This window comes from Heterorhizobium halophytocola, assembly GCF_017873095.1.
GTDB lineage: Bacteria > Pseudomonadota > Alphaproteobacteria > Rhizobiales > Rhizobiaceae > Allorhizobium > Allorhizobium halophytocola.
This window is the reverse complement of record NZ_JAGGJU010000011.1, coordinates 1-16664: the sequence shown is the minus strand read 5'-3', so window position 1 is coordinate 16664 and position 16664 is coordinate 1. Positions and strand designations below refer to the sequence as shown.

The 16664-nt window shown below is 64.4% G+C and carries 18 protein-coding genes; 8 read left to right on the top strand and 10 right to left on the bottom strand.

Translation table 11 applies throughout. The annotated features are described in order from the left end of the window. Window positions 1-37 precede the first annotated feature (37 nt). Window positions 38-916, top strand: coding sequence for an alpha/beta fold hydrolase (locus tag J2Z17_RS18660; protein ID WP_209947383.1), 879 nt, complete (start codon window positions 38-40; stop codon window positions 914-916). Between the two features lie 70 nt (window positions 917-986). On the opposite strand, the gene J2Z17_RS18655 is transcribed toward J2Z17_RS18660, so the two are convergent. Continuing rightward, complete coding sequence (locus tag J2Z17_RS18655) at window positions 987-1517, bottom strand: GNAT family N-acetyltransferase (RefSeq protein WP_342454433.1); 531 nt, start codon at window positions 1515-1517, stop codon at window positions 987-989. 290 nt (window positions 1518-1807) lie between these two features. Between J2Z17_RS18655 and J2Z17_RS18650 the strand changes: the two genes are divergently transcribed. Further along, window positions 1808-2443 (top strand): 3'-5' exonuclease, encoded by a 636-nt coding sequence (locus tag J2Z17_RS18650; protein ID WP_209947162.1) that lies wholly within the window; start codon window positions 1808-1810, stop codon window positions 2441-2443. A gap of 36 nt (window positions 2444-2479) precedes the next feature. Next, window positions 2480-2971: a CreA family protein gene (locus tag J2Z17_RS18645; protein ID WP_209947161.1), complete on the top strand. Its 492-nt coding sequence runs from the start codon at window positions 2480-2482 to the stop codon at window positions 2969-2971. A 243-nt stretch (window positions 2972-3214) separates the two neighbouring features. Here J2Z17_RS18645 and J2Z17_RS18640 read toward each other — a convergent pair whose 3' ends face one another. The 5 genes from J2Z17_RS18640 to J2Z17_RS18620 all read right to left on the bottom strand — a co-directional run bounded on the left by J2Z17_RS18640 (window position 3215) and on the right by J2Z17_RS18620 (window position 7687). After that, window positions 3215-3532, bottom strand: a complete 318-nt coding sequence (locus J2Z17_RS18640) for a hypothetical protein (protein WP_209947160.1) — start codon at window positions 3530-3532, stop codon at window positions 3215-3217. A 182-nt stretch (window positions 3533-3714) separates the two neighbouring features. Further along, window positions 3715-4521 carry a Stf0 family sulfotransferase gene (locus J2Z17_RS18635; RefSeq protein ID WP_342454432.1) on the bottom strand — a complete coding sequence of 269 codons (807 nt, stop codon included), beginning with the start codon at window positions 4519-4521 and terminating at the stop codon, window positions 3715-3717. A gap of 96 nt (window positions 4522-4617) precedes the next feature. Continuing rightward, window positions 4618-4944 (bottom strand): hypothetical protein, encoded by a 327-nt coding sequence (locus tag J2Z17_RS18630; protein ID WP_209947159.1) that lies wholly within the window; start codon window positions 4942-4944, stop codon window positions 4618-4620. Window positions 4945-5183: 239 nt separating this feature from the next. Next, window positions 5184-5648, bottom strand: a complete 465-nt coding sequence (locus J2Z17_RS18625; protein ID WP_209947158.1) for a chemotaxis protein CheW — start codon at window positions 5646-5648, stop codon at window positions 5184-5186. After that, entirely contained in the window at window positions 5648-7687 is a 2040-nt protein-coding gene (locus tag J2Z17_RS18620; RefSeq protein WP_209947157.1) for a methyl-accepting chemotaxis protein, read from the bottom strand. Before J2Z17_RS18620 ends, J2Z17_RS18625 begins: the two co-directional genes overlap by 1 nt. Before the next feature lie 553 nt (window positions 7688-8240). Here J2Z17_RS18620 and J2Z17_RS18615 point away from each other — a divergent pair. Continuing rightward, window positions 8241-8840, top strand: a complete 600-nt coding sequence (locus J2Z17_RS18615; protein WP_209947156.1) for an SCO family protein — start codon at window positions 8241-8243, stop codon at window positions 8838-8840. A 111-nt stretch (window positions 8841-8951) separates the two neighbouring features. Beyond that, the gene (locus J2Z17_RS18610) at window positions 8952-9824 is read left to right on the top strand and encodes a 50S ribosomal protein L11 methyltransferase (RefSeq protein ID WP_209947155.1); all 873 of its coding nucleotides are present in this window, start codon (window positions 8952-8954) and stop codon (window positions 9822-9824) included. 280 nt (window positions 9825-10104) lie between these two features. Here J2Z17_RS18610 and J2Z17_RS18605 read toward each other — a convergent pair whose 3' ends face one another. Beyond that, window positions 10105-10278, bottom strand: coding sequence for a hypothetical protein (locus J2Z17_RS18605; protein ID WP_209947154.1), 174 nt, complete (start codon window positions 10276-10278; stop codon window positions 10105-10107). Between the two features lie 283 nt (window positions 10279-10561). Here J2Z17_RS18605 and J2Z17_RS18600 point away from each other — a divergent pair, with 283 nt between their 5' ends. Next, a complete protein-coding gene (locus tag J2Z17_RS18600) occupies window positions 10562-12400 on the top strand; it encodes an aminopeptidase P family protein (protein WP_209947153.1) in 1839 nt (612 codons plus the stop codon). 33 nt (window positions 12401-12433) lie between these two features. On the opposite strand, the gene J2Z17_RS18595 is transcribed toward J2Z17_RS18600, so the two are convergent. Both J2Z17_RS18595 and J2Z17_RS18590 read right to left on the bottom strand, forming a co-directional pair. After that, complete coding sequence (locus J2Z17_RS18595) at window positions 12434-12745, bottom strand: AzlD family protein (protein ID WP_209947152.1); 312 nt, start codon at window positions 12743-12745, stop codon at window positions 12434-12436. After that, the gene (locus tag J2Z17_RS18590) at window positions 12742-13494 is read right to left on the bottom strand and encodes an AzlC family ABC transporter permease (RefSeq protein ID WP_209947151.1); all 753 of its coding nucleotides are present in this window, start codon (window positions 13492-13494) and stop codon (window positions 12742-12744) included. Before J2Z17_RS18590 ends, J2Z17_RS18595 begins: the two co-directional genes overlap by 4 nt. A 323-nt stretch (window positions 13495-13817) precedes the next feature. On the opposite strand from J2Z17_RS18590, the gene J2Z17_RS18585 reads away from it, so the two are divergent. Then, window positions 13818-14066: a DUF2164 domain-containing protein gene (locus J2Z17_RS18585; protein ID WP_209947150.1), complete on the top strand. Its 249-nt coding sequence runs from the start codon at window positions 13818-13820 to the stop codon at window positions 14064-14066. Window positions 14067-14104: 38 nt separating this feature from the next. Here J2Z17_RS18585 and pncA read toward each other — a convergent pair whose 3' ends face one another. After that, the gene (gene pncA, locus J2Z17_RS18580; RefSeq protein ID WP_209947149.1) at window positions 14105-14731 is read right to left on the bottom strand and encodes a bifunctional nicotinamidase/pyrazinamidase; all 627 of its coding nucleotides are present in this window, start codon (window positions 14729-14731) and stop codon (window positions 14105-14107) included. Window positions 14732-15986: 1255 nt separating this feature from the next. Here pncA and J2Z17_RS18575 point away from each other — a divergent pair. Next, window positions 15987-16427 carry a YqaA family protein gene (locus tag J2Z17_RS18575; RefSeq protein WP_209947148.1) on the top strand — a complete coding sequence of 147 codons (441 nt, stop codon included), beginning with the start codon at window positions 15987-15989 and terminating at the stop codon, window positions 16425-16427. The last annotated feature ends 237 nt before the right edge of the window (window positions 16428-16664 follow it).

The following is a 16664-nucleotide window of genomic DNA, read 5'->3' as shown; positions in this document are numbered from 1 at the left end:
GCCTCAGAGGGATGCGTGGGCGGCATGGAGGATGGCGATGTTCGACGGCTTCAAACTGGAAATGCTCGACCTGTCGGAGGCGCGCCTGCGCGTGCGCCACGGCGGCGTGGGCCCGCCTCTGCTTTTGCTGCACGGGCACCCGCGCACCCATACGACCTGGTACAGGGTCGCACCTCTCCTCGCACGCCGCTTTACGGTGGTCTGCCCTGACCTTCGCGGGTTCGGCCTGTCCAGCAAGCCTGCCGACCCGCACGATTACGAAGCCTCTTCCAAACGCGCCAAGGCACGCGATTGCGTCGAACTGATGCAGCGGCTCGGCTTCGACCGGTTCGCGCTCGCCGGCCATGATCGGGGCAGTTACACGGCCTTCCGCACCGCGATGGATCATCCTGATCGGGTCGAGAGGCTCGTCATCCTCGACGGCGTGCCGATCCTCGAAGCCATCGAGCGCTGCGACGCGGCCTTCGCATCGGCATGGTGGCACTGGTTTTTCTTTGCCCAGCGCGACAAGCCGGAGCGGGCGATCATGGCCGACCCCGACGCCTGGTATGGCGGGACACCGGAGGCGCTCGGCGCGGAAAACTACGCGGATTTTCATCAGGCGATCCACGACCGGCAGACGGTGCAGGGCATGCTCGGCGATTACCGCGCGGGCCTTGCCGTCGACCATCTGCACGACCGGGCGGATCGCGCGGCGGGACGCCGATTGCAGTGTCCACTGCATCTGGTCTGGTCCCTGCGCGACGATCTGTCGTCGCTCTATGGCGACGTGCCTGCCGTCTGGCGCCCATGGGCGGCGGGGCCTGTGACCGGAACCGGCCTCGACAGCGGCCACCATATGGCGGAGGAGGCACCGGAAGCGCTCGCAGCCGAACTGCAACGCTTCCTGCTTGGCGACGCGCGGAGCATCCCTTAAGTCCGCGCATCGTGCTGTCTGTGCGAACATGGCCTGCCTTATGGGGCAGAGCCGGTGCGGCGGATCCGCTTCATGGCCGCAGCCTTGCCATGACGAGCGCGTCGACATGGGCCCCGGCGCGGAAGGCGAACATGCGCAGGCGCCCTTCCTCTTCGAAGCCGAAGCGCCGATAGAGTGCCAGCGCCGGTTCATTGTCCGGGTAGACGGTCAGCTGCACCCGTTTCAGGTCCAGCCAGTCGTCTGCGATCGCCAGCGCCTCGGCCAGCATCGCCCTGCCGATGCCTTGGCCGACATGGCCGTCATGCACCCCCATGCCGAGCTCGCCCGAATGCCGGCGACGACCGGCCATCGGCGTAAGCCCGATATCGCCGACAATCCTGTCCTCCAGCACCGCAACGAGGGTCACGGCATCTGCCGGCGTCTGTTCGATGCGTTTGCGCACGTTATCGACCGTCTCGTGCGGAAGACGCAATGTGCCGAAGCGGTAGCCGGGCAGGCTGTGCAGCGCGGCGACGCCCGCGGCATCGTCCGGCGTGCGCGCGCGGATCGTGATCTGCGGGGTCGACCTGTGCCGGGGTGACGCTGGGCGCGTTGCGGCCACTGGGCGCGGGCGGTCGTTTTGGTCGGGGGCATGCTGCTCTCCATTGACGGGCCGGAGAGCGGGGCCATCACCGAGCCTGCGCGTCTCCGGGCAGGGTGGGTGGACAAAAGATCGGTTGCGCTAGGGCAACATCCGCCGGCCACCGTCCCTTGGGACATGGGGAATGCCGGTCAGAAGATGGAGCACTGTGCTGGCGATCATGGGCGCAATGTTCTACGCAGGGCACCTGAAGTCAAGCATGCAGGACGAGTCGGCGGCAGGTGCCGACACGAGGACGCAAGGGAGACCGGATGAAAGCCATTGCCATCGATTTCGAGACTGCGACCGAAGCGCGCGCATCCGCCTGCTCGGTAGGCATTGCCTTCATCGAGGACGGCGAGGTGGTGCGCGTCGAGGAGCGGCTGATCCGGCCGCCGGAGATGCGGTTTTCGCCGTTCAACATCGCAATCCACGGCATTCGTCCCGAGCACGTGATCGACGCGCCGGAATTTCCCGACGTGATGGCCGAATTCGAGTCGGATTTCGCCGGCGCGCTGATGCTGGCGCATAATGCGGCCTTCGATTTTTCCGTCCTGCGCCAGAGTTTCGCGCTCTACGGGCTGGAGACACCGGAAGTCTCCTATCTGTGCACGGTCAAGCTGGCGCAACGCCATTGGCCGGATCTCGGCTCGCATCGGCTGAATGTGCTGGCAGCCCATCTGGGGCTGCGCTTCCAGCACCACAATGCCGCCGAGGATGCGCGGATCTGCGGACTGGCGGCGATCGCCATGGCGCGGGAGGTGGCGCTGCCGTCGATCGAGGATCTGGCCGAGATGCACAACATCACCCCGGGACGGCTCTATCGCGGCGGTTACGACGCCTGCGCCTTCGCCCGCAAGCCGCAGCCGGCGCGCCGCTTGCAAGCAAGGTCCGCCACCTTATCTTAAAAGGCAGAGCCGTTTTCTTTCAGGAGTGAGATTGTCATGGGTTTTCGTCTGATGATGCTGGCCGCAGCGCTTGCGGCATCGATTGCCGCGCCGGCCTGCGCCGAGGTGGTCGGCAAGGTCGGCGTCGACTGGGTCGGCAATGATATCGTCGTCGAGGCGATCAGCGATCCGGACGTCAAGGGCGTCACCTGCCATGTGACCTATTTCGATCGCTCGGTCATCGACCGGCTGTCCAAGGGCAACTGGTTCGAGGATCCCTCCAACAATTCGATCGCCTGCCGCCAGACGGGTCCGATCACCGTTGGCGATATCGAGCTCGGAAAGGGTGGCGAGGAGGTATTTCGCGCCGGGCGTTCGCTGATCTTCAAGAAGCTGGTGGTCAACCGGATCTATGACCGGGAAAACGACACCCTCGTCTATCTGATCCACACGCGCGAGGTCACCAATGGCTCGGCCAAGATGGCGATTTCCACCGTGCCGCTGTTCAACCAGCAGGTGACATGGAGCAAGGGCAAGCCGGAAAAGTGACCTTGCGCGTCCTGGTTGATTTCAACGTCCTAATTAATCCCAAAATTGGCTAGCAAAATCCGGTGCTTTGCTCTTCCACCTTGGGAAGGTTTGAGGCAGATTGCTACCTGGCATGCTGCTGTCGCGGCTGATACCCCGGTCCGACGCTGTTCATGTCTTGCCCGCCGGTATCCCGGACATGCAAACGACCGCCCCCGAAGGGGCGGCCGTTTGTTTGGGGTGCGGGCAAACCCGCGGGGACTGTTACTTGACGTAGACGACCTTGCCGCCATCGGCAGCGGTCTCGACGGCCACCACATTTTCCATCTGCACGCTTTCCGACTGCAGTTCAGCCGACAGGGCCGGATCCTGCGTCACCATGGCCTGAGCCTGCTGCATCTGGGCCGGATCGTTGGCGATCAGCGACAGGCGCTGGAAATCCTGCTTGTCGCTATCCTTGTCGAGCGAATCGATGCGGATGACGGTGACATTGTCGTCCATGGCGGTCTGGGCCATGGCAACGCCACTCAGGCTGGACGTGGCAAGCATGCCGGCGAGAGCGATCTTTGCGATATAGGACATTGAATTCTTCCTTCCTTCCCGGGTCTCATTTACTCCCCTAAAACGAGCTTCGGGAGCGAAGGTTCCCGTCGCTTCATGGAATTTTAACGGTTTCTAATTCTTCGTCGCGGCCGCGCTCGGGGGATGCCGGTTGCAGCCCGTGATGCTTGCGGGTTGCGGGGCTTTTGACGCCGCAATTGCGCTCAGCGCTCGGCGCAGAGATCCAGCCGATAGCGCTGCGCCCAGGCAAGGCTCGTCTGGTCGGCGATCTTGGCCACGGCCGGTTTGAGGGCCTTGCGGTCGGGTGGCGGAACGCCGAGCGCCCGGCACAGACCGATCACCGTGCCGGCCGGATCAGCCGCCAGGCCTTCATATGTCACGCTGAACGGGGTTATGCCCTCTGCGCCGAACCATCCCCGCCAGGCCGCATCGTCCGCTTCCAGGGCCAGTCGACGCGCGTGCAGCCTGGCGAAATCATAGACAGGCGCGCCGGGCGCGCCGAGCCGCTCATAATCCGATCCGTCGGCGGCGCGGTGCCACAGGCCGGTCTGCTCCGCCTTGGTCAGCGAAATGGCCTGCGCCAGCGTGTCGGCCCGCGACAGGTGGACGAAGAGCAACCGGCCGAAGGCGGCAGCCAGCCGGGCAAGGTCGCTTGTCTGCCCCGGATAGAGCCGATCGAGCGTGATCTCCAGTGCCGCGAGATTTTCGCGCATCAGTCGCAGTCCGAACATGCCGGTGCCGGCAGTACCATGGGCAATGGCCGCCTGCAGATAGGCCGCGTTGAGGGGCAACCCCGCCGCCGCTTCGGGCAGTGGAAGCCCCCATCGGGCCGACCAGTTGGCCAGGCTTTGCGGACGGAAAAAGGAGTTCGGACGCCCGGCCTTGCCGGTGGAAGCCAGCATGTCGCAGAGCAGGGTGCTGCCGGTACGCGGCGTGCCGCAGAGAATATAGCCGTCGAACATCGGTCCCGGATCGGTGGCGTTGGAAATCGCCGCACCATAGACCGGCACGGCTGGGGGCCATACGAAAAAAGACCGGCTCGCTGGGCGAGGCGGTCTTTTTCGCGGCGTGCCGGTCCTCAGACCGGGGCCAGGATATCTGCATTCTTAGCGAATGTAGACGATCTTCGAACCGTCGGCAGCCGTATCGACGTCGACGATGTTTTCCATCTGGACATTGTTGTCCTTCAGTTCGGTGGCCAGAGCGGCGTCGGCAGCAACTTCAGCCTGGGCAGCCTGGGTCTGCGTCTCGTCGGTGGCTTCGAGCTTCAGGCGGGCATAGTCCTGCTTGCTGGTGTCGGTGTTGAGCGAATCGATGCGGATGACCGACACATTGTCGCTCTTGTACATCGGTGCCATCTGCGCCGAAGCGGCGGTACCGAGAGCGGAAGCAGCAAGCATGCCGGCGAAAGCGATCTTCAGGGTCTTGTTCATGATGTAACTCCTTGTTCTGACTTCGTTGGAAGTACTGAGAGAACGAAGAGTGAGAGCAATGGTTCCTGGAAAAACGCGTGTAAAATCAACGAAAATGTGTGCCGCCGCCGGCCGGCCCGCCTCTTGAAAGCACGCCACAGCCCCCTATACGTGCGAGCGCGCATGCATTGATATTTCCTGCAAGGAGTGCCCGCATGAACGGCCCTGCTGTGGCAGAGCCGTCGATCCATGCTGCGGTGTCAGGCAACCTGCGCCAGTTCGTCGGCAATCACCGTGTCGAGGTTCAGGAAGCAGACCATGTTCTTTTCCAGCGCCACGATGCCGCGGCAGAAATTGCGCTGGTATTCCGGAATGATTTCCGGTGCCGGCTGCAGGTCTTCCGAGCGGATGGTCATCATGTCGGAGACCTGTTCGACCAGCAGGCCGACCAGCTTTCCGGCGATGTCGGTGACGATGATGGCGGCGCGTTCCGACGGTTCGGTCATGCGCATGCCGAGGCGGCAGGCCATGTCGATGACCGGGATGACCGCACCACGCAGGTTGATCAGACCAAGCACATAGGGGGGCGTATGCGGCATCGGGGTCACCGGGGCCCAGCCGCGGATTTCGCGGATCGCCATGATGTCGATGCAGAACTCCTGGTCGCCCAGGTGGAACGAGACGATTTCCAGGTATGCTCCAGTCTGTTTGATCGAGTTGCTCATCAAAATTCTTCCCATTGCTCGGCGGCTGCGGCCTGGCTTGCACCGGCAGCCTTGGTTTTGCGGTGGTTGCTGGAGCTGTATACACCCGAGACACTTTCCTGAAGGTTACGAGCGGGTGACGGATGTGATGCGTGGCCAGATCCTGCCACGCCAAGGGGTCTGCTGGCTGCCGGCGCGGATGCTTTCGCAGCCAGTGCCTGTACCGGTCTGGCCCGCGCGGGCGCCTGCGCCGGTGCATCGCCGGCCTTGAACTGGCCGACAAGGTGCATCAGGCTTTCCGCATCCTGGGCCAGCGTATGGCTCGCGGCATTGGTTTCCTCGACCATCGCGGCATTCTGCTGGGTCATCTGGTCCATCTGGTTGACGGCGACATTGACTTCATGCAGGCCGGTCGACTGGTCGCGCGCCGCAACCACGATCGATTTGACGTGGTCGTTGATGCGCAGCACGTCGTCGCCGATTCGGCGTAGCGCCTCGCCGGCATTGCCGACCAGATCGACGCCGGTGGTGACTTCGACATTGGACTTGCCGACCAGCGACTTGACGTCGCTTGCCGCTTCCGCCGCCCGGCCGGCCAGCGCGCGCACTTCCTGGGCGACGACCGCGAAGCCCTTGCCCGATTCGCCGGCCCGAGCCGCCTCGACGCCGGCATTCAGCGCCAGCAGATTGGTCTGGAAGGCGATTTCCTCGATGACCGTGATGATCTTGCCGATCTCGCCGGTGGCCCCCTGGATACGGCCCATGGCGGCCACGGCATTGTCGACGATCTCGCTCGATGCTTCGGCATATTGCTTGGCGCCGTCGACCATCTTGCTGGCCTGCTCGGCGCGCTCGGCCGAACTGCGTACGGTGACGGTGATCTGGTTGAGCGCTGCCGACGTCTGTTCCAGGGCGGCGGCCTGCTGTTCGGTGCGGCGGGCGAGATCGTCGGCGGCCGACCGCATCTGCTGGCCGTTCGCCTGGATCGAATTGGTGTTGCCGGCAATTTCCTGCACCACGGTTCTGAGCCGCGCCGTCGACTGGTTGAAGTCGGTGCGCAGCCGGTCGAGATCACCCTTGAAGGGCTCGTCGATGGTGGCGCAGAGGTCGCCTTCGGCCAGGCGGTTGAGGCTGACGGCCAGACGATCGACGACATCCTTGATCGCGGCGGCATCGGCCTTGGCCGTCGCTTCGCGGGTCTGCCGGTCCTGGTCGTTGCGATTGCGGTCAGCGGTTGCCTGGGTCTCGATTTCGGTCTTGTCGATGGCGGCCTGGCGGAAATGATCGACCGCGCGGGCCATGCTGCCGATTTCGTCGCGGCGTTCGGTACCCGCGACCGTCTCCGTGAAGCGACCTTCCATGACGTTCTGCATGGCGGCGCGGACGTTGCGGATACCGTTGACGATGGCGTTGGAATGAATGAACTGGAGAAGCAGCAGAACGGCAAGGGCAAGGCCGCCGGCGCGGAGCTGCAGATTGAGGGACTGGCTCGACCGGTAGGTCGCATCCGCCACCCGCTCCTGCAGCCGTTGACGGGCCAGCGCGCTGATCTGCTCGAGCACCGTCTTGACCCGCGCACCGGCGCCGTCGATCACGTCGTCGATGACGGCATATTGCTCGTCGTCCGCGCCTTGTTCCACCAGGCGTGTCAGGTCGACGGAGATCGAGGCCTCAAGGCCCTTCACGTCCTCGTCGAAGGTCTGCAGCAGATCGGACTGGCCGAGATCGTCGACAAAGGGGGCGATCTGCACCCGTCCGGCCTTCAGCTCCGCAATGGCGTCGCTGATGATCTGGGCGCGTTCCGGCTGGATCTGGCGCTCGGCACGGTCGATGATCGTGTCCATGGCTGCCAGCACCAGTTCGCCGTTTGCCAGGCGCATCGCATTGGTGGTGGCAACGGCCTGTTCGCCGCTCAGCGCATGCTTCAGGGCCGTGTCCAGGGCAGCGTTTTCGTGCCAGCCGACCGCCAGCATGGCGGTAATGCCAACGACCGCTGCGCCGCCGATGGTCATCAGTCGATGCTTGACCGAAAGTCCCTGTGCCAAATGTTGTGTGCTCATACGTCCCTCAAAAGTGCCTGCCGCAGCGAACCCGGTTCCACCAGTGCCTGTGCCGGACAGGCAGCGTCCGGGGACCTCATATCCATGCGATGCAATCGGCACCGCCTCGGCCGAGCGATAGTCGCCAATATAAGTTAAGTAAAATCTAATGAAGCGACTGCTGCGAACGATTGAGGCATAGCGTCGAAGCGGCAAGCAGTGCATGCGACACGCGCTTGCGGTGGCGACCGGCTGCGGGCGGAGATCGGCCGTATACGCCCCTGCGTGTGCCGGCATTGGCAAAGATCGGCCAAACCGCAAGCCGTGGCCTGATCGCTCAGACACCGCGACCAATCGGCACATTGGCCGCATTTGACCGGCAGTTGATTTGCGCCATCGTCGCGTTCGCGCTAGAGCAATTCCGGCGGAAGCGGGTACCGGCTTCGCGGCCGGAATTGCGTAGAAACAACAGGATAGGGCATCGCCGGCGATCTTTGTACGCCGCCGGTGCTCTCGTTAGAGCAAAGAGCGGGCCGAAGTGCTGCTCGGGCCAAAGGGTAGGGCGGGGGATCGCATGAAGACATTTCGCATCATTCTCTGGGTCGTCGTGGTGATCGTCGCCGGCGTTCTCGGCTGGCTGACGATGGCGATCACCGAGACCAAGCATCAGGTGGCCGACGGTCCCTATGGCGTACCCTTCCAGCTCGTCGACCAGAACGGCCAGGCGATCACCGAACAGGCGTTTCGCGGCAAGCCGACGGCGCTGTTCTTCGGCTTTACCCATTGCCCGGAGGTCTGCCCGACGACGCTGTTCGAGCTGGACGGCTGGCTGAAGCAAGTCGACCCCGACCACGACAAGCTGCAGGCCTATTTCGTCAGCGTCGATCCCGAGCGTGACACGCCGCAGCTGCTTGGCCAGTACATTTCCAATGTCACCGACCGTGTCGTCGGCATTTCCGGACCGCCGGACAAGGTGGCGGATGTCATCAAGGGCTTCCGCATCTACGCCAAGAAGGTGCCGCTCGACCCGGACCAGCCCGATGGCGACTACACCATGGACCACACGGCCTCGGTTTTCCTGCTCGACGCCAAGGGGCGCTTCAAGGGTACGATCTCCTATGGTGAAAATCCCGATGTGGCGATCAAGAAGCTGACCAACCTCGCCAAGGGCTAGGGGCGGGACAGGCAGGGCGCGCTGCGGTGGCGCCGGCGGTTGCCTTGGCGCCGCGGGCATAGTACCGGGACGCATTCAATTCCATCCGCCCCTTGAGTGAGGAACAGGCCCGTGAGCGAGATCCGTCTCTATGTCACCACCGATGAGGATCGGGCGAACCGCATGCTCGACATGTTGACCCCCGTCTTCGAGGACGAGGACAACGCCATCGGCACGACGGAAGTCGACGAGCATCGCGGCATCTGGCAGATTTCGGTCTATCTGATGGCCGACGAAGAAGACGATATCCGCCAGCGGATGGACGAAACGCTGCGCGGCGCATTCGACGGTTTCGAGATCGAGCGCGAAGTGCTGCCGGACATCGACTGGATCGCCAAGTCGCTCGAAGGCTTGCAGCCGGTCAGGGCAGGGCGCTTCCTCGTGCATGGCGCCCATGACCGCGACAAGGTCAGGGCCAATGACCTTGCAATCGAGATCGAGGCCGGACAGGCCTTCGGCACCGGCCATCACGGCACCACTGCCGGATGTCTGGAACTGATCGACAGGGTGATCCGCTCGCAGACCATCACCAATGCGCTCGATCTCGGCACCGGCAGCGGCGTGCTGGCGATCGCCATGCGCAAGCTGGCGCCGATCCCGGTGCTCGCCACCGACATCGATCCGATCGCAACGCGGGTGGCGCAGGACAATGCCCGCGGCAACGGCGTCCTCGCCGGCCTCGACTTCGTCACCGCGCCGGGCTTTCACTCGAACGTCTTTCGCGTGCGCGGCCCCTTCGATCTGATCGTTGCCAATATTCTCGCCCGGCCGCTGATGAAGATGGCGCCGCAGCTCGTGACCAATCTGGCCCCCGGCGGCTCGGTGATCCTGTCCGGCATCCTGGCGTCGCAGCGCTGGAAAGTGCTCGCCGCCTATAACGGCGCCGGCCTGCGCCACGTCCACACCATCTGGCGCAATGGCTGGGTGACCATCCATCTGATGTAGGTTGCGTGCCGGGATGCGTACAGTTTGCTGGCAACCCCTTCGGTTGACGCTTCGGGGCATCCTGAAATTATATGCACTGCAGCACTGCATTTGATGAATATCAGCGATGCTGAAATCAAGTGCCGGATCGGGCGCAAAAGAAAAGGCGGTGTCCGGAGACGCCGCCTTTCTTTTCTTGCTTTGGCAAGACACCCGCGAGCGATTGGGAGAAGAGCTCAAGCGGGCCTATCGTATTCTAAGCTTCGACCGGAGAGGGAGGAGGAGATCCGGCCGGGCTCAATCAGAATACGTAGCTTTTCGCGCCCTTGCGGCGCAGTTCTTCGCGGCTGGTGCCCATCGAGGACAAAGTCGCGTCATCGAGGTTCAGCAGGGCGCCGTTGACATAACGGCTGACCTGACGCTCGCGGGCGTCGACGAGACGACGATAGGCGTTGTGCAGGAACGAGGTAGCCATGGAAAAAATCCTTTCTTTGGGAACCGTTGCTCGGCTCCGTTCGATGGGTTCAATATAAGTATTCTGACGCTTTGAGGCAGGGGGTCTAGGACACATGTGTCATGCGCATAACGCATACCTCAGGGGCATTTTCATCGGATTTATGCAGATTGCGAAAAAAATAGGCAGGGGGCGGAGTGGTTTTGATGCAGTGCGATGAAAACGCCGTCGATGCGGTTTGCCCTTTCGGTGGCGGCGCGGCGATTGCTATAAGGGCGGCACTGCCAGACGGAGTTCAAATTTGATGTTTCAGTCCTTTGAGGTCACCTCCACCCCCGAATTCGGCAAGGCAAGGCTTGCCGCGCTGCGCGACCGCTTTGCCGGCCACGGGATCGATGCCTTCCTCGTGCCGCGCGCCGATGAATACCAGGGCGAATATGTTCCGGCCTGCTCGGAGCGGCTGGCCTGGCTCACCGGCTTTACTGGTTCGGCCGGCATGGCGCTGGTCTTGCCCGAACAGGCGATCGTCTTCGTCGACGGGCGCTATACGACGCAGGTGGCGGCGCAGGTCGACCGCGACGTCTTTACCCCCGGCGATCTCGTCGGCGAGCCGCCGCACACATGGCTTTCGACCAGGGCGCCGAAGGGGCTGCGGCTCGGGATCGATCCCTGGCTGCATTCGCCGGCCGAGGTTCGCCGGCTGGAAAAGGCACTGAAGGCGAGGGATGGTCATGTGGTGCTGCTGACCGACAATCCGCTCGATGCCATCTGGGAGGACCGTCCGGCACCGCCCAGGGGCGCGGTGACGATCCAGTCCGAGGCGCTGGCAGGCGTGCTGTCGAGCGACAAGATTGCCCGTATCGCCGCCGATCTCAGCGAAAACGGCCAGGCGGCGGTGCTGATCACCGATCCCTCATCGGTGGCCTGGATCTTCAATATCCGCGGCGACGACGTGCCCCACACGCCGCATCCGCTGGCGCGCGCCATCGTCTTTGCCGACGGCAAGGCCGAGATCTTCCTCGACGATGCCAAGACCAATCGCGAGGTCAGGGCCTATCTGGCGCAAATGGCCGAGCAGCGTGATCCCGAGCAGTTCGGCGAGCGGGTGACGAGCCTTGCCCGCGGCGGGGCGGTGATCGTGCTCGATCCGAGCCTCACGCCGCACGCGATCTATGCCCTGATCGAGCGTCGGGGCGGCACGATCGTCGAGGCCGACGATCCGGCCAAGCTGCCGCGGGCGATCAAGAACACGGTGGAGCTTCGAGGGTCGGCCGAGGCGCATCTGCAGGACGGCGCGGCCATGGTCGAATATCTCTACTGGCTGTCCGAGCAGCCGGCGGGCTCGGTGACCGAGATCGGCGCGACGACGGCGCTGGAGGCGGCACGCACAAGGGTCGGCGAGCGGATGCAGAACCCGCTGAGGGACATTTCCTTCGACACGATCGCCGGTGCCGGTGCCGACGGCGCGATCATCCACTACCGGGTCACGCAGGAGACCGACCGGCCGCTGAAGGCCGGCGAACTGTTCCTGCTGGATTCGGGCGGGCAATATGTCAACGGCACCACCGACATCACCCGCACGGTGGCGATCGGCGACGTGCCGGACGAGCAGAAGCGCTTCTTCACGCTGGTGCTGAAGGGGATGATCGGCATCACCCTTGCCCGCTTCCCGAAGGGAACGCGCGGCTGCGATCTCGATCCGCTGGCGCGCATCGCACTGTGGAAGGCCGGCGGCGACTATGGCCACGGCACCGGCCATGGCGTCGGCTCCTATCTCTCGGTGCATGAGGGACCGCAGCGGATCGCGCGGCTGGCCACCCAGGCGCTGTTGCCGGGGATGATCCTCTCCAACGAGCCCGGCTATTACCGGCCCGGCGCCTTCGGCATCCGCATCGAGAACCTGATCCATGTCACCGATCTCGCCCCGATCGAGGGCGGCGATACCGAGATGATGGGCTTCGAGACGCTGACCTTTGTGCCGATCGACCGGTCGCTGATCCTAACCGATCTGCTGACCCGCGAAGAACTGCGCTGGCTCGACGACTACCATCAGGCAACGCGCGAAAAGCTGATGCCGCTTTTGACCGAGGACGGTCCGCGGCAGTGGCTGGAGCAGGCAACGCAAGCCTTCAGCCGGGACTGATCCTGGCGCGGATCGAAAAACTGTGTGCGGCGCTCAGACGGCAAAGGTCCTGAGCGCCAGCACAACCGCCCAGCCAGCGACCAGCGCCGGGATGGCGGCAAAGCGCAGGCCGACCAGAAGGGCGGCCAGCATCGCAACACGGGTGTCCCAGCCGCCATTGGCAAAGGCGGGGACGACCAGTGTCGTCAGCACGGCGGCGGGTACCGCGTCCAGTGCGGCCTCGAGCCGCGGCGGCACCGTCTTCATCCGGCTGATGACCGCGTGGCCGCCGATCCGGGTCAGATAGGTGGCAAGGCCTGCTAGCAGGATGACGATCACCATGTGGGAAGAGCTGAACAGGCTCATGCCTCGACCTCCACATCCATTTTCGGTCCGCCGGCAGCGGCGTCGGCGTCGGTGTCAGCGACCGGTCGCTTTGCCGGCGGCAGGATGGCGGCGAGCGCCACGCCGCAGAGCGCGCCGATGCTGACATGCCAGGGGGAGCCGACAAGGCGTTCGGCCAGCACCGCCGCCGTGGCGCTGACCACCACGATCGGCCAGAAATGCGACCGGTGGCGGAAGCCGAGCGTCAGGCCGAGGAAGTAGACCGGTAGCAGCACGTCGATGCCCAGCGCCTTCGGATCGCCGATCAGGCTGCCGAAGCTGGCACCGATCGCGGTGCAGGCAACCCAGCTTGCATAGATCACGCCGCCAAAGGCGAGATACCAGCTCGGCGTCACCCGGTGTCCGCTTTCGCTGCGGGCAAGGCTTGCGGCAAATTGCGGATCGGTGAGCAGGAAGAAGCCGAGCGCCTGCTGCAGGCGACCGAAGCCCTCGAACAGCGGGCCGACGGCGGCCGAATAGAGGATGTGGCGGAAGTTGACCGCGAACACCGAGAGCACGACGAGCCAGGCCGGCACCGCATGCCCGAAAAGGTCGATGCCGACCAGCTGGCTGGCGCCGGCAAAGATCGTCGCGCTCATCAGCGTCGCATCGCCGGGCGTCAGGCCGTGGGAGACGGCGACGGCGCCGAACAGGATGGCAAAGGGGACGGTCGAGAGCATTACGGGCATGGCTTGCCTGGCGCCCTTGAGGGCGTCGGTGCGGGCGGTCATCTCGGAGCTCCAGGTTCGGTGGGCCGCTCGCCAATGCGGCGGCCAAGGCACGGGACGGGTTGCGACAATTTCAAATCCCGGGCGTCCGGTCAATTTCATTGCGGTGACAGGTCCATCATTTGCGTTGATGCTGAAAAACGCGGCGGTTGATCCGGCTTTGACGAGCGCCTAGCATAGAGCACGTTCGGTCAACACGCGTTGATCCGACGTGCTCCAGTTTGCTGTTTTTGCGCATGTCCGGACGGAAAACCGCGACTGCAGTTTTCCTGGAAATACTCTAGCATCCTGACGATTGAGGGGATTGAACGAATGTGCGAGGGGGCATGACGCTGGATTATTCGTCCGACGAGCTTTCGGCCCTGGTCGACAAGGTCAGGACGCATTTCTCGACGGAATTCGAACTGGAGATCGGCCGCTTCGAGGCCGAGGAATTTCTCGAGTTCATCACCGGGCTTGTCGGCCCGCATTTCTACAATCGGGGTCTCTACGACGCGCAGTCGGCGCTGATGGCCAAGATCGACGACATCAACGACGCGATCTACCAGCTGGAGCAGCGGGACGACGCCGGCTGAGGCGCCATCGCATCCGGCTGCTGCCGGCCAGGCGCGCATCAGGCAAGGCGCGTGGCGCTTTCGACAATCTCGACGCCCGCCGCCCGCATCTCGGCAAGCGCCTGCTCGACACCGGCCGGATCTATGCCGCGGCAGCCGTCGGCGATCAGCGCGACCTTGATACCCGGCAGCATGTCGACGGCGTCGAGGGCGGAAAATCTGACGCAGTAGTCGGTCGCAAGCCCCATGACGTCGAGGGCCTCGACCCGTTTCTCGCGCAGATAGCGGTCGAGCCCGGTCAGGGCCGCGCGGTCATTGTCGCGAAAGGCCGAGTAGCTGTCGACGCTCGGATCGAGGCCCTTGCGCTGGACATGGTCGATGGCCGCGGTGTCGAGGCCGGGGTGAAACGCCGCATCGGGCGTGTCCTGCACGCAGTGATCCGGCCACATCATCTGCGGCTTGCCCGACAGTTCGCCCATCTCGAACGGCGCCTTGCCCTGATGCTGCGAGGCAAAGCTGCCGTGATCGGCCGGATGCCAGTCCTGCGAGGCGATGATCAGATCGTAATAGCCGCTGCCGATCAGCGCATTGGCAACCGGCACGACCGCGTCGCCGTCCGGCACGGCCAGATTGCCGCCGGGGCAGAAACCGTTCTGGATATCGATCAGCAGCAGGGCCTTGGTCATTGTTCGGCATGTCCTCGTGGTTTCGGGCTTTTGCGCAGGATGACGGCGACGGGTCTGGAGATCAAGCGGCACGGCGATTGCCGTCGACCTTGCCCCGCAGCAAAACCCCGGCCGGGCCAGAGACCCTCCGGTGGATGCTGCCAGTTCTGTTGTCTCCCTTGCGCGAGACGGACGGGGCGCCTTCGGCTGCCGCGTTAAGTAATTAAATAAGACACCCGCAGGCGCCCCGTTCGGTGTTCTTGTGCCGGTGCTGTGCGATCCCTCTGCGCGGATCCGGTGCCTTTTCCAGGGACGGTGCTCATCGGGGCGCTACCCCCTTGGGACGTGTCAGGTCCGGCACCGCGAAAGCCGGGAAACCCCGACAGTCACCGGTCATGTCATGTGTGCCCCACAGGCACGCCCCGCCTGCAGTCAGGCGAGAGGGAGATCCGTCAACACGCGGCCCCTGGCATCGCGGTCCACGTCATCGACCACGCCCCCAGGGCACCGGCCCCACCTCGCCGGCGACGTTCACCGGTGTATCCGAGGGCGGGACGGGTTGAGTGTGGCACGGGGCGATGGGGCGGGGGAAATGGGGGCAAGTTTTTTGTGGGGGCCGGGTTGGTGGGGCGCGGTTGATGCGAGGCTTGGGGGACAGGTTTTGGCGGCGTGCGGGGAGGAGGAAAGTGTGGCGCGGGGCGGGGACGCGAAAGATAAACCTCCGGCTAACGCCCGGTTTTCGCGCGATATCCGGCATCGAACACCGTCGCCTGCGCTGACAGCGACCCAGCGCGCGTGGCTCTTTTCCCGCTTGCCGTGAGACGATCCGGGCAGCGAGATGAGAGCGAGGAAAAATCGCTGCCACCGAGATTTTTCGGTTTTGATTTTCCCCGTCGTCGTGGCGTGTGGCATGGCCTCGCGGCTGGCGCGACGTGACCCTCCCCCGTGTGGGAAGGGTCGGAGCGCAGCGACGGGGAGGGGTTTTGGGTTCGGCGGGCGTAGCGCGACGAGATGTCGGGAGAATGTCGCAGCAAAGACCCCTCCCCAACCCTTCCCACAAGGGGGAGGGAGCGCGTCGGTGGGTGGGGTGGGGGTGGGGCGTCATTCTCCGATGGATCGCACTCCGGGGTAAATCCGGGGATCACTCCAGGATGAGGCGCGTGGCGGATGGGTGGCGGGCGGCGGGAAATTCGTTGTGGGGCGGGGAGCCGGGCTGGTAGAGGGGGACCGATGAAGAGGGCGCGGTGGGGCGATCTCCGGGAAACAGGACGCGCGTGTGAACCTCGATCTTGCAGCCTATGGCGGCCTGTTTGCCGCAGCGCTGATTGCCGCCACCATCCTGCCGGCGCAGTCTGAGGCGCTGCTGGTCGGGTTGATCCTGGCCGGAAGCTATTCGACGCCGGCGCTGGTTGCGGTCGCCAGTCTCGGCAATGTGCTGGGCTCGGTGATCAACTGGGCGCTGGGCCGCGGGGTCGAGCGGTTCAAACATGCGCGCTGGTTTCCGGTCGATGTGGCCAAGATGGCGGCGGCCGAGCGCTGGTATCGGCGCTACGGGCTCTGGTCGCTGCTGGCGAGCTGGGTGCCGGTCATCGGCGATCCGCTGACGGTCATTGCCGGCGTACTGAAGGTGCGGTTTCTGCCCTTCCTCGTGCTGGTGACGATCGCCAAGACCGGCCGCTATATCGTGCTGGCGCTGGTGGTGACCGTCTGGGCGTAAGGCCGGCGGCGAGTGGGCGGCGGCCATAAGACGACGGCACCCGTGGGCCTGGGGCTCGGCCAGGCTCTCTCTGCGGTTTGTTGCTGCGGACGAACATTTGCCTTGTCGCCGGGGTCTTGCAGGGGCCACCCTTCACTGCCGAACTGCCGAACTGCCGAACTGCCGAACTGCCGAACTGCCGAACTGCCGAACTGCCGAACTGCCGAACTGCCGAACTGCCGAACTGCCGAACTGCCG

Coding starts and splice junctions, on each gene's coding strand:
- J2Z17_RS18660 (WP_209947383.1), top strand. CDS start 38: ATGTTCGACGGCTTCAAACTGGAAATGCTCGACCTGTCGGAGGCGCGC.
- J2Z17_RS18650 (WP_209947162.1), top strand. CDS start 1,808: ATGAAAGCCATTGCCATCGATTTCGAGACTGCGACCGAAGCGCGCGCA.
- J2Z17_RS18645 (WP_209947161.1), top strand. CDS start 2,480: ATGGGTTTTCGTCTGATGATGCTGGCCGCAGCGCTTGCGGCATCGATT.
- J2Z17_RS18640 (WP_209947160.1), bottom strand. CDS start 3,532: ATGTCCTATATCGCAAAGATCGCTCTCGCCGGCATGCTTGCCACGTCC.
- J2Z17_RS18630 (WP_209947159.1), bottom strand. CDS start 4,944: ATGAACAAGACCCTGAAGATCGCTTTCGCCGGCATGCTTGCTGCTTCC.
- J2Z17_RS18625 (WP_209947158.1), bottom strand. CDS start 5,648: ATGAGCAACTCGATCAAACAGACTGGAGCATACCTGGAAATCGTCTCG.
- J2Z17_RS18620 (WP_209947157.1), bottom strand. CDS start 7,687: ATGAGCACACAACATTTGGCACAGGGACTTTCGGTCAAGCATCGACTG.
- J2Z17_RS18615 (WP_209947156.1), top strand. CDS start 8,241: ATGAAGACATTTCGCATCATTCTCTGGGTCGTCGTGGTGATCGTCGCC.
- J2Z17_RS18605 (WP_209947154.1), bottom strand. CDS start 10,278: ATGGCTACCTCGTTCCTGCACAACGCCTATCGTCGTCTCGTCGACGCC.
- J2Z17_RS18600 (WP_209947153.1), top strand. CDS start 10,562: ATGTTTCAGTCCTTTGAGGTCACCTCCACCCCCGAATTCGGCAAGGCA.
- J2Z17_RS18595 (WP_209947152.1), bottom strand. CDS start 12,745: ATGAGCCTGTTCAGCTCTTCCCACATGGTGATCGTCATCCTGCTAGCA.
- J2Z17_RS18590 (WP_209947151.1), bottom strand. CDS start 13,494: ATGACCGCCCGCACCGACGCCCTCAAGGGCGCCAGGCAAGCCATGCCC.
- J2Z17_RS18585 (WP_209947150.1), top strand. CDS start 13,818: ATGACGCTGGATTATTCGTCCGACGAGCTTTCGGCCCTGGTCGACAAG.
- pncA (WP_209947149.1), bottom strand. CDS start 14,731: ATGACCAAGGCCCTGCTGCTGATCGATATCCAGAACGGTTTCTGCCCC.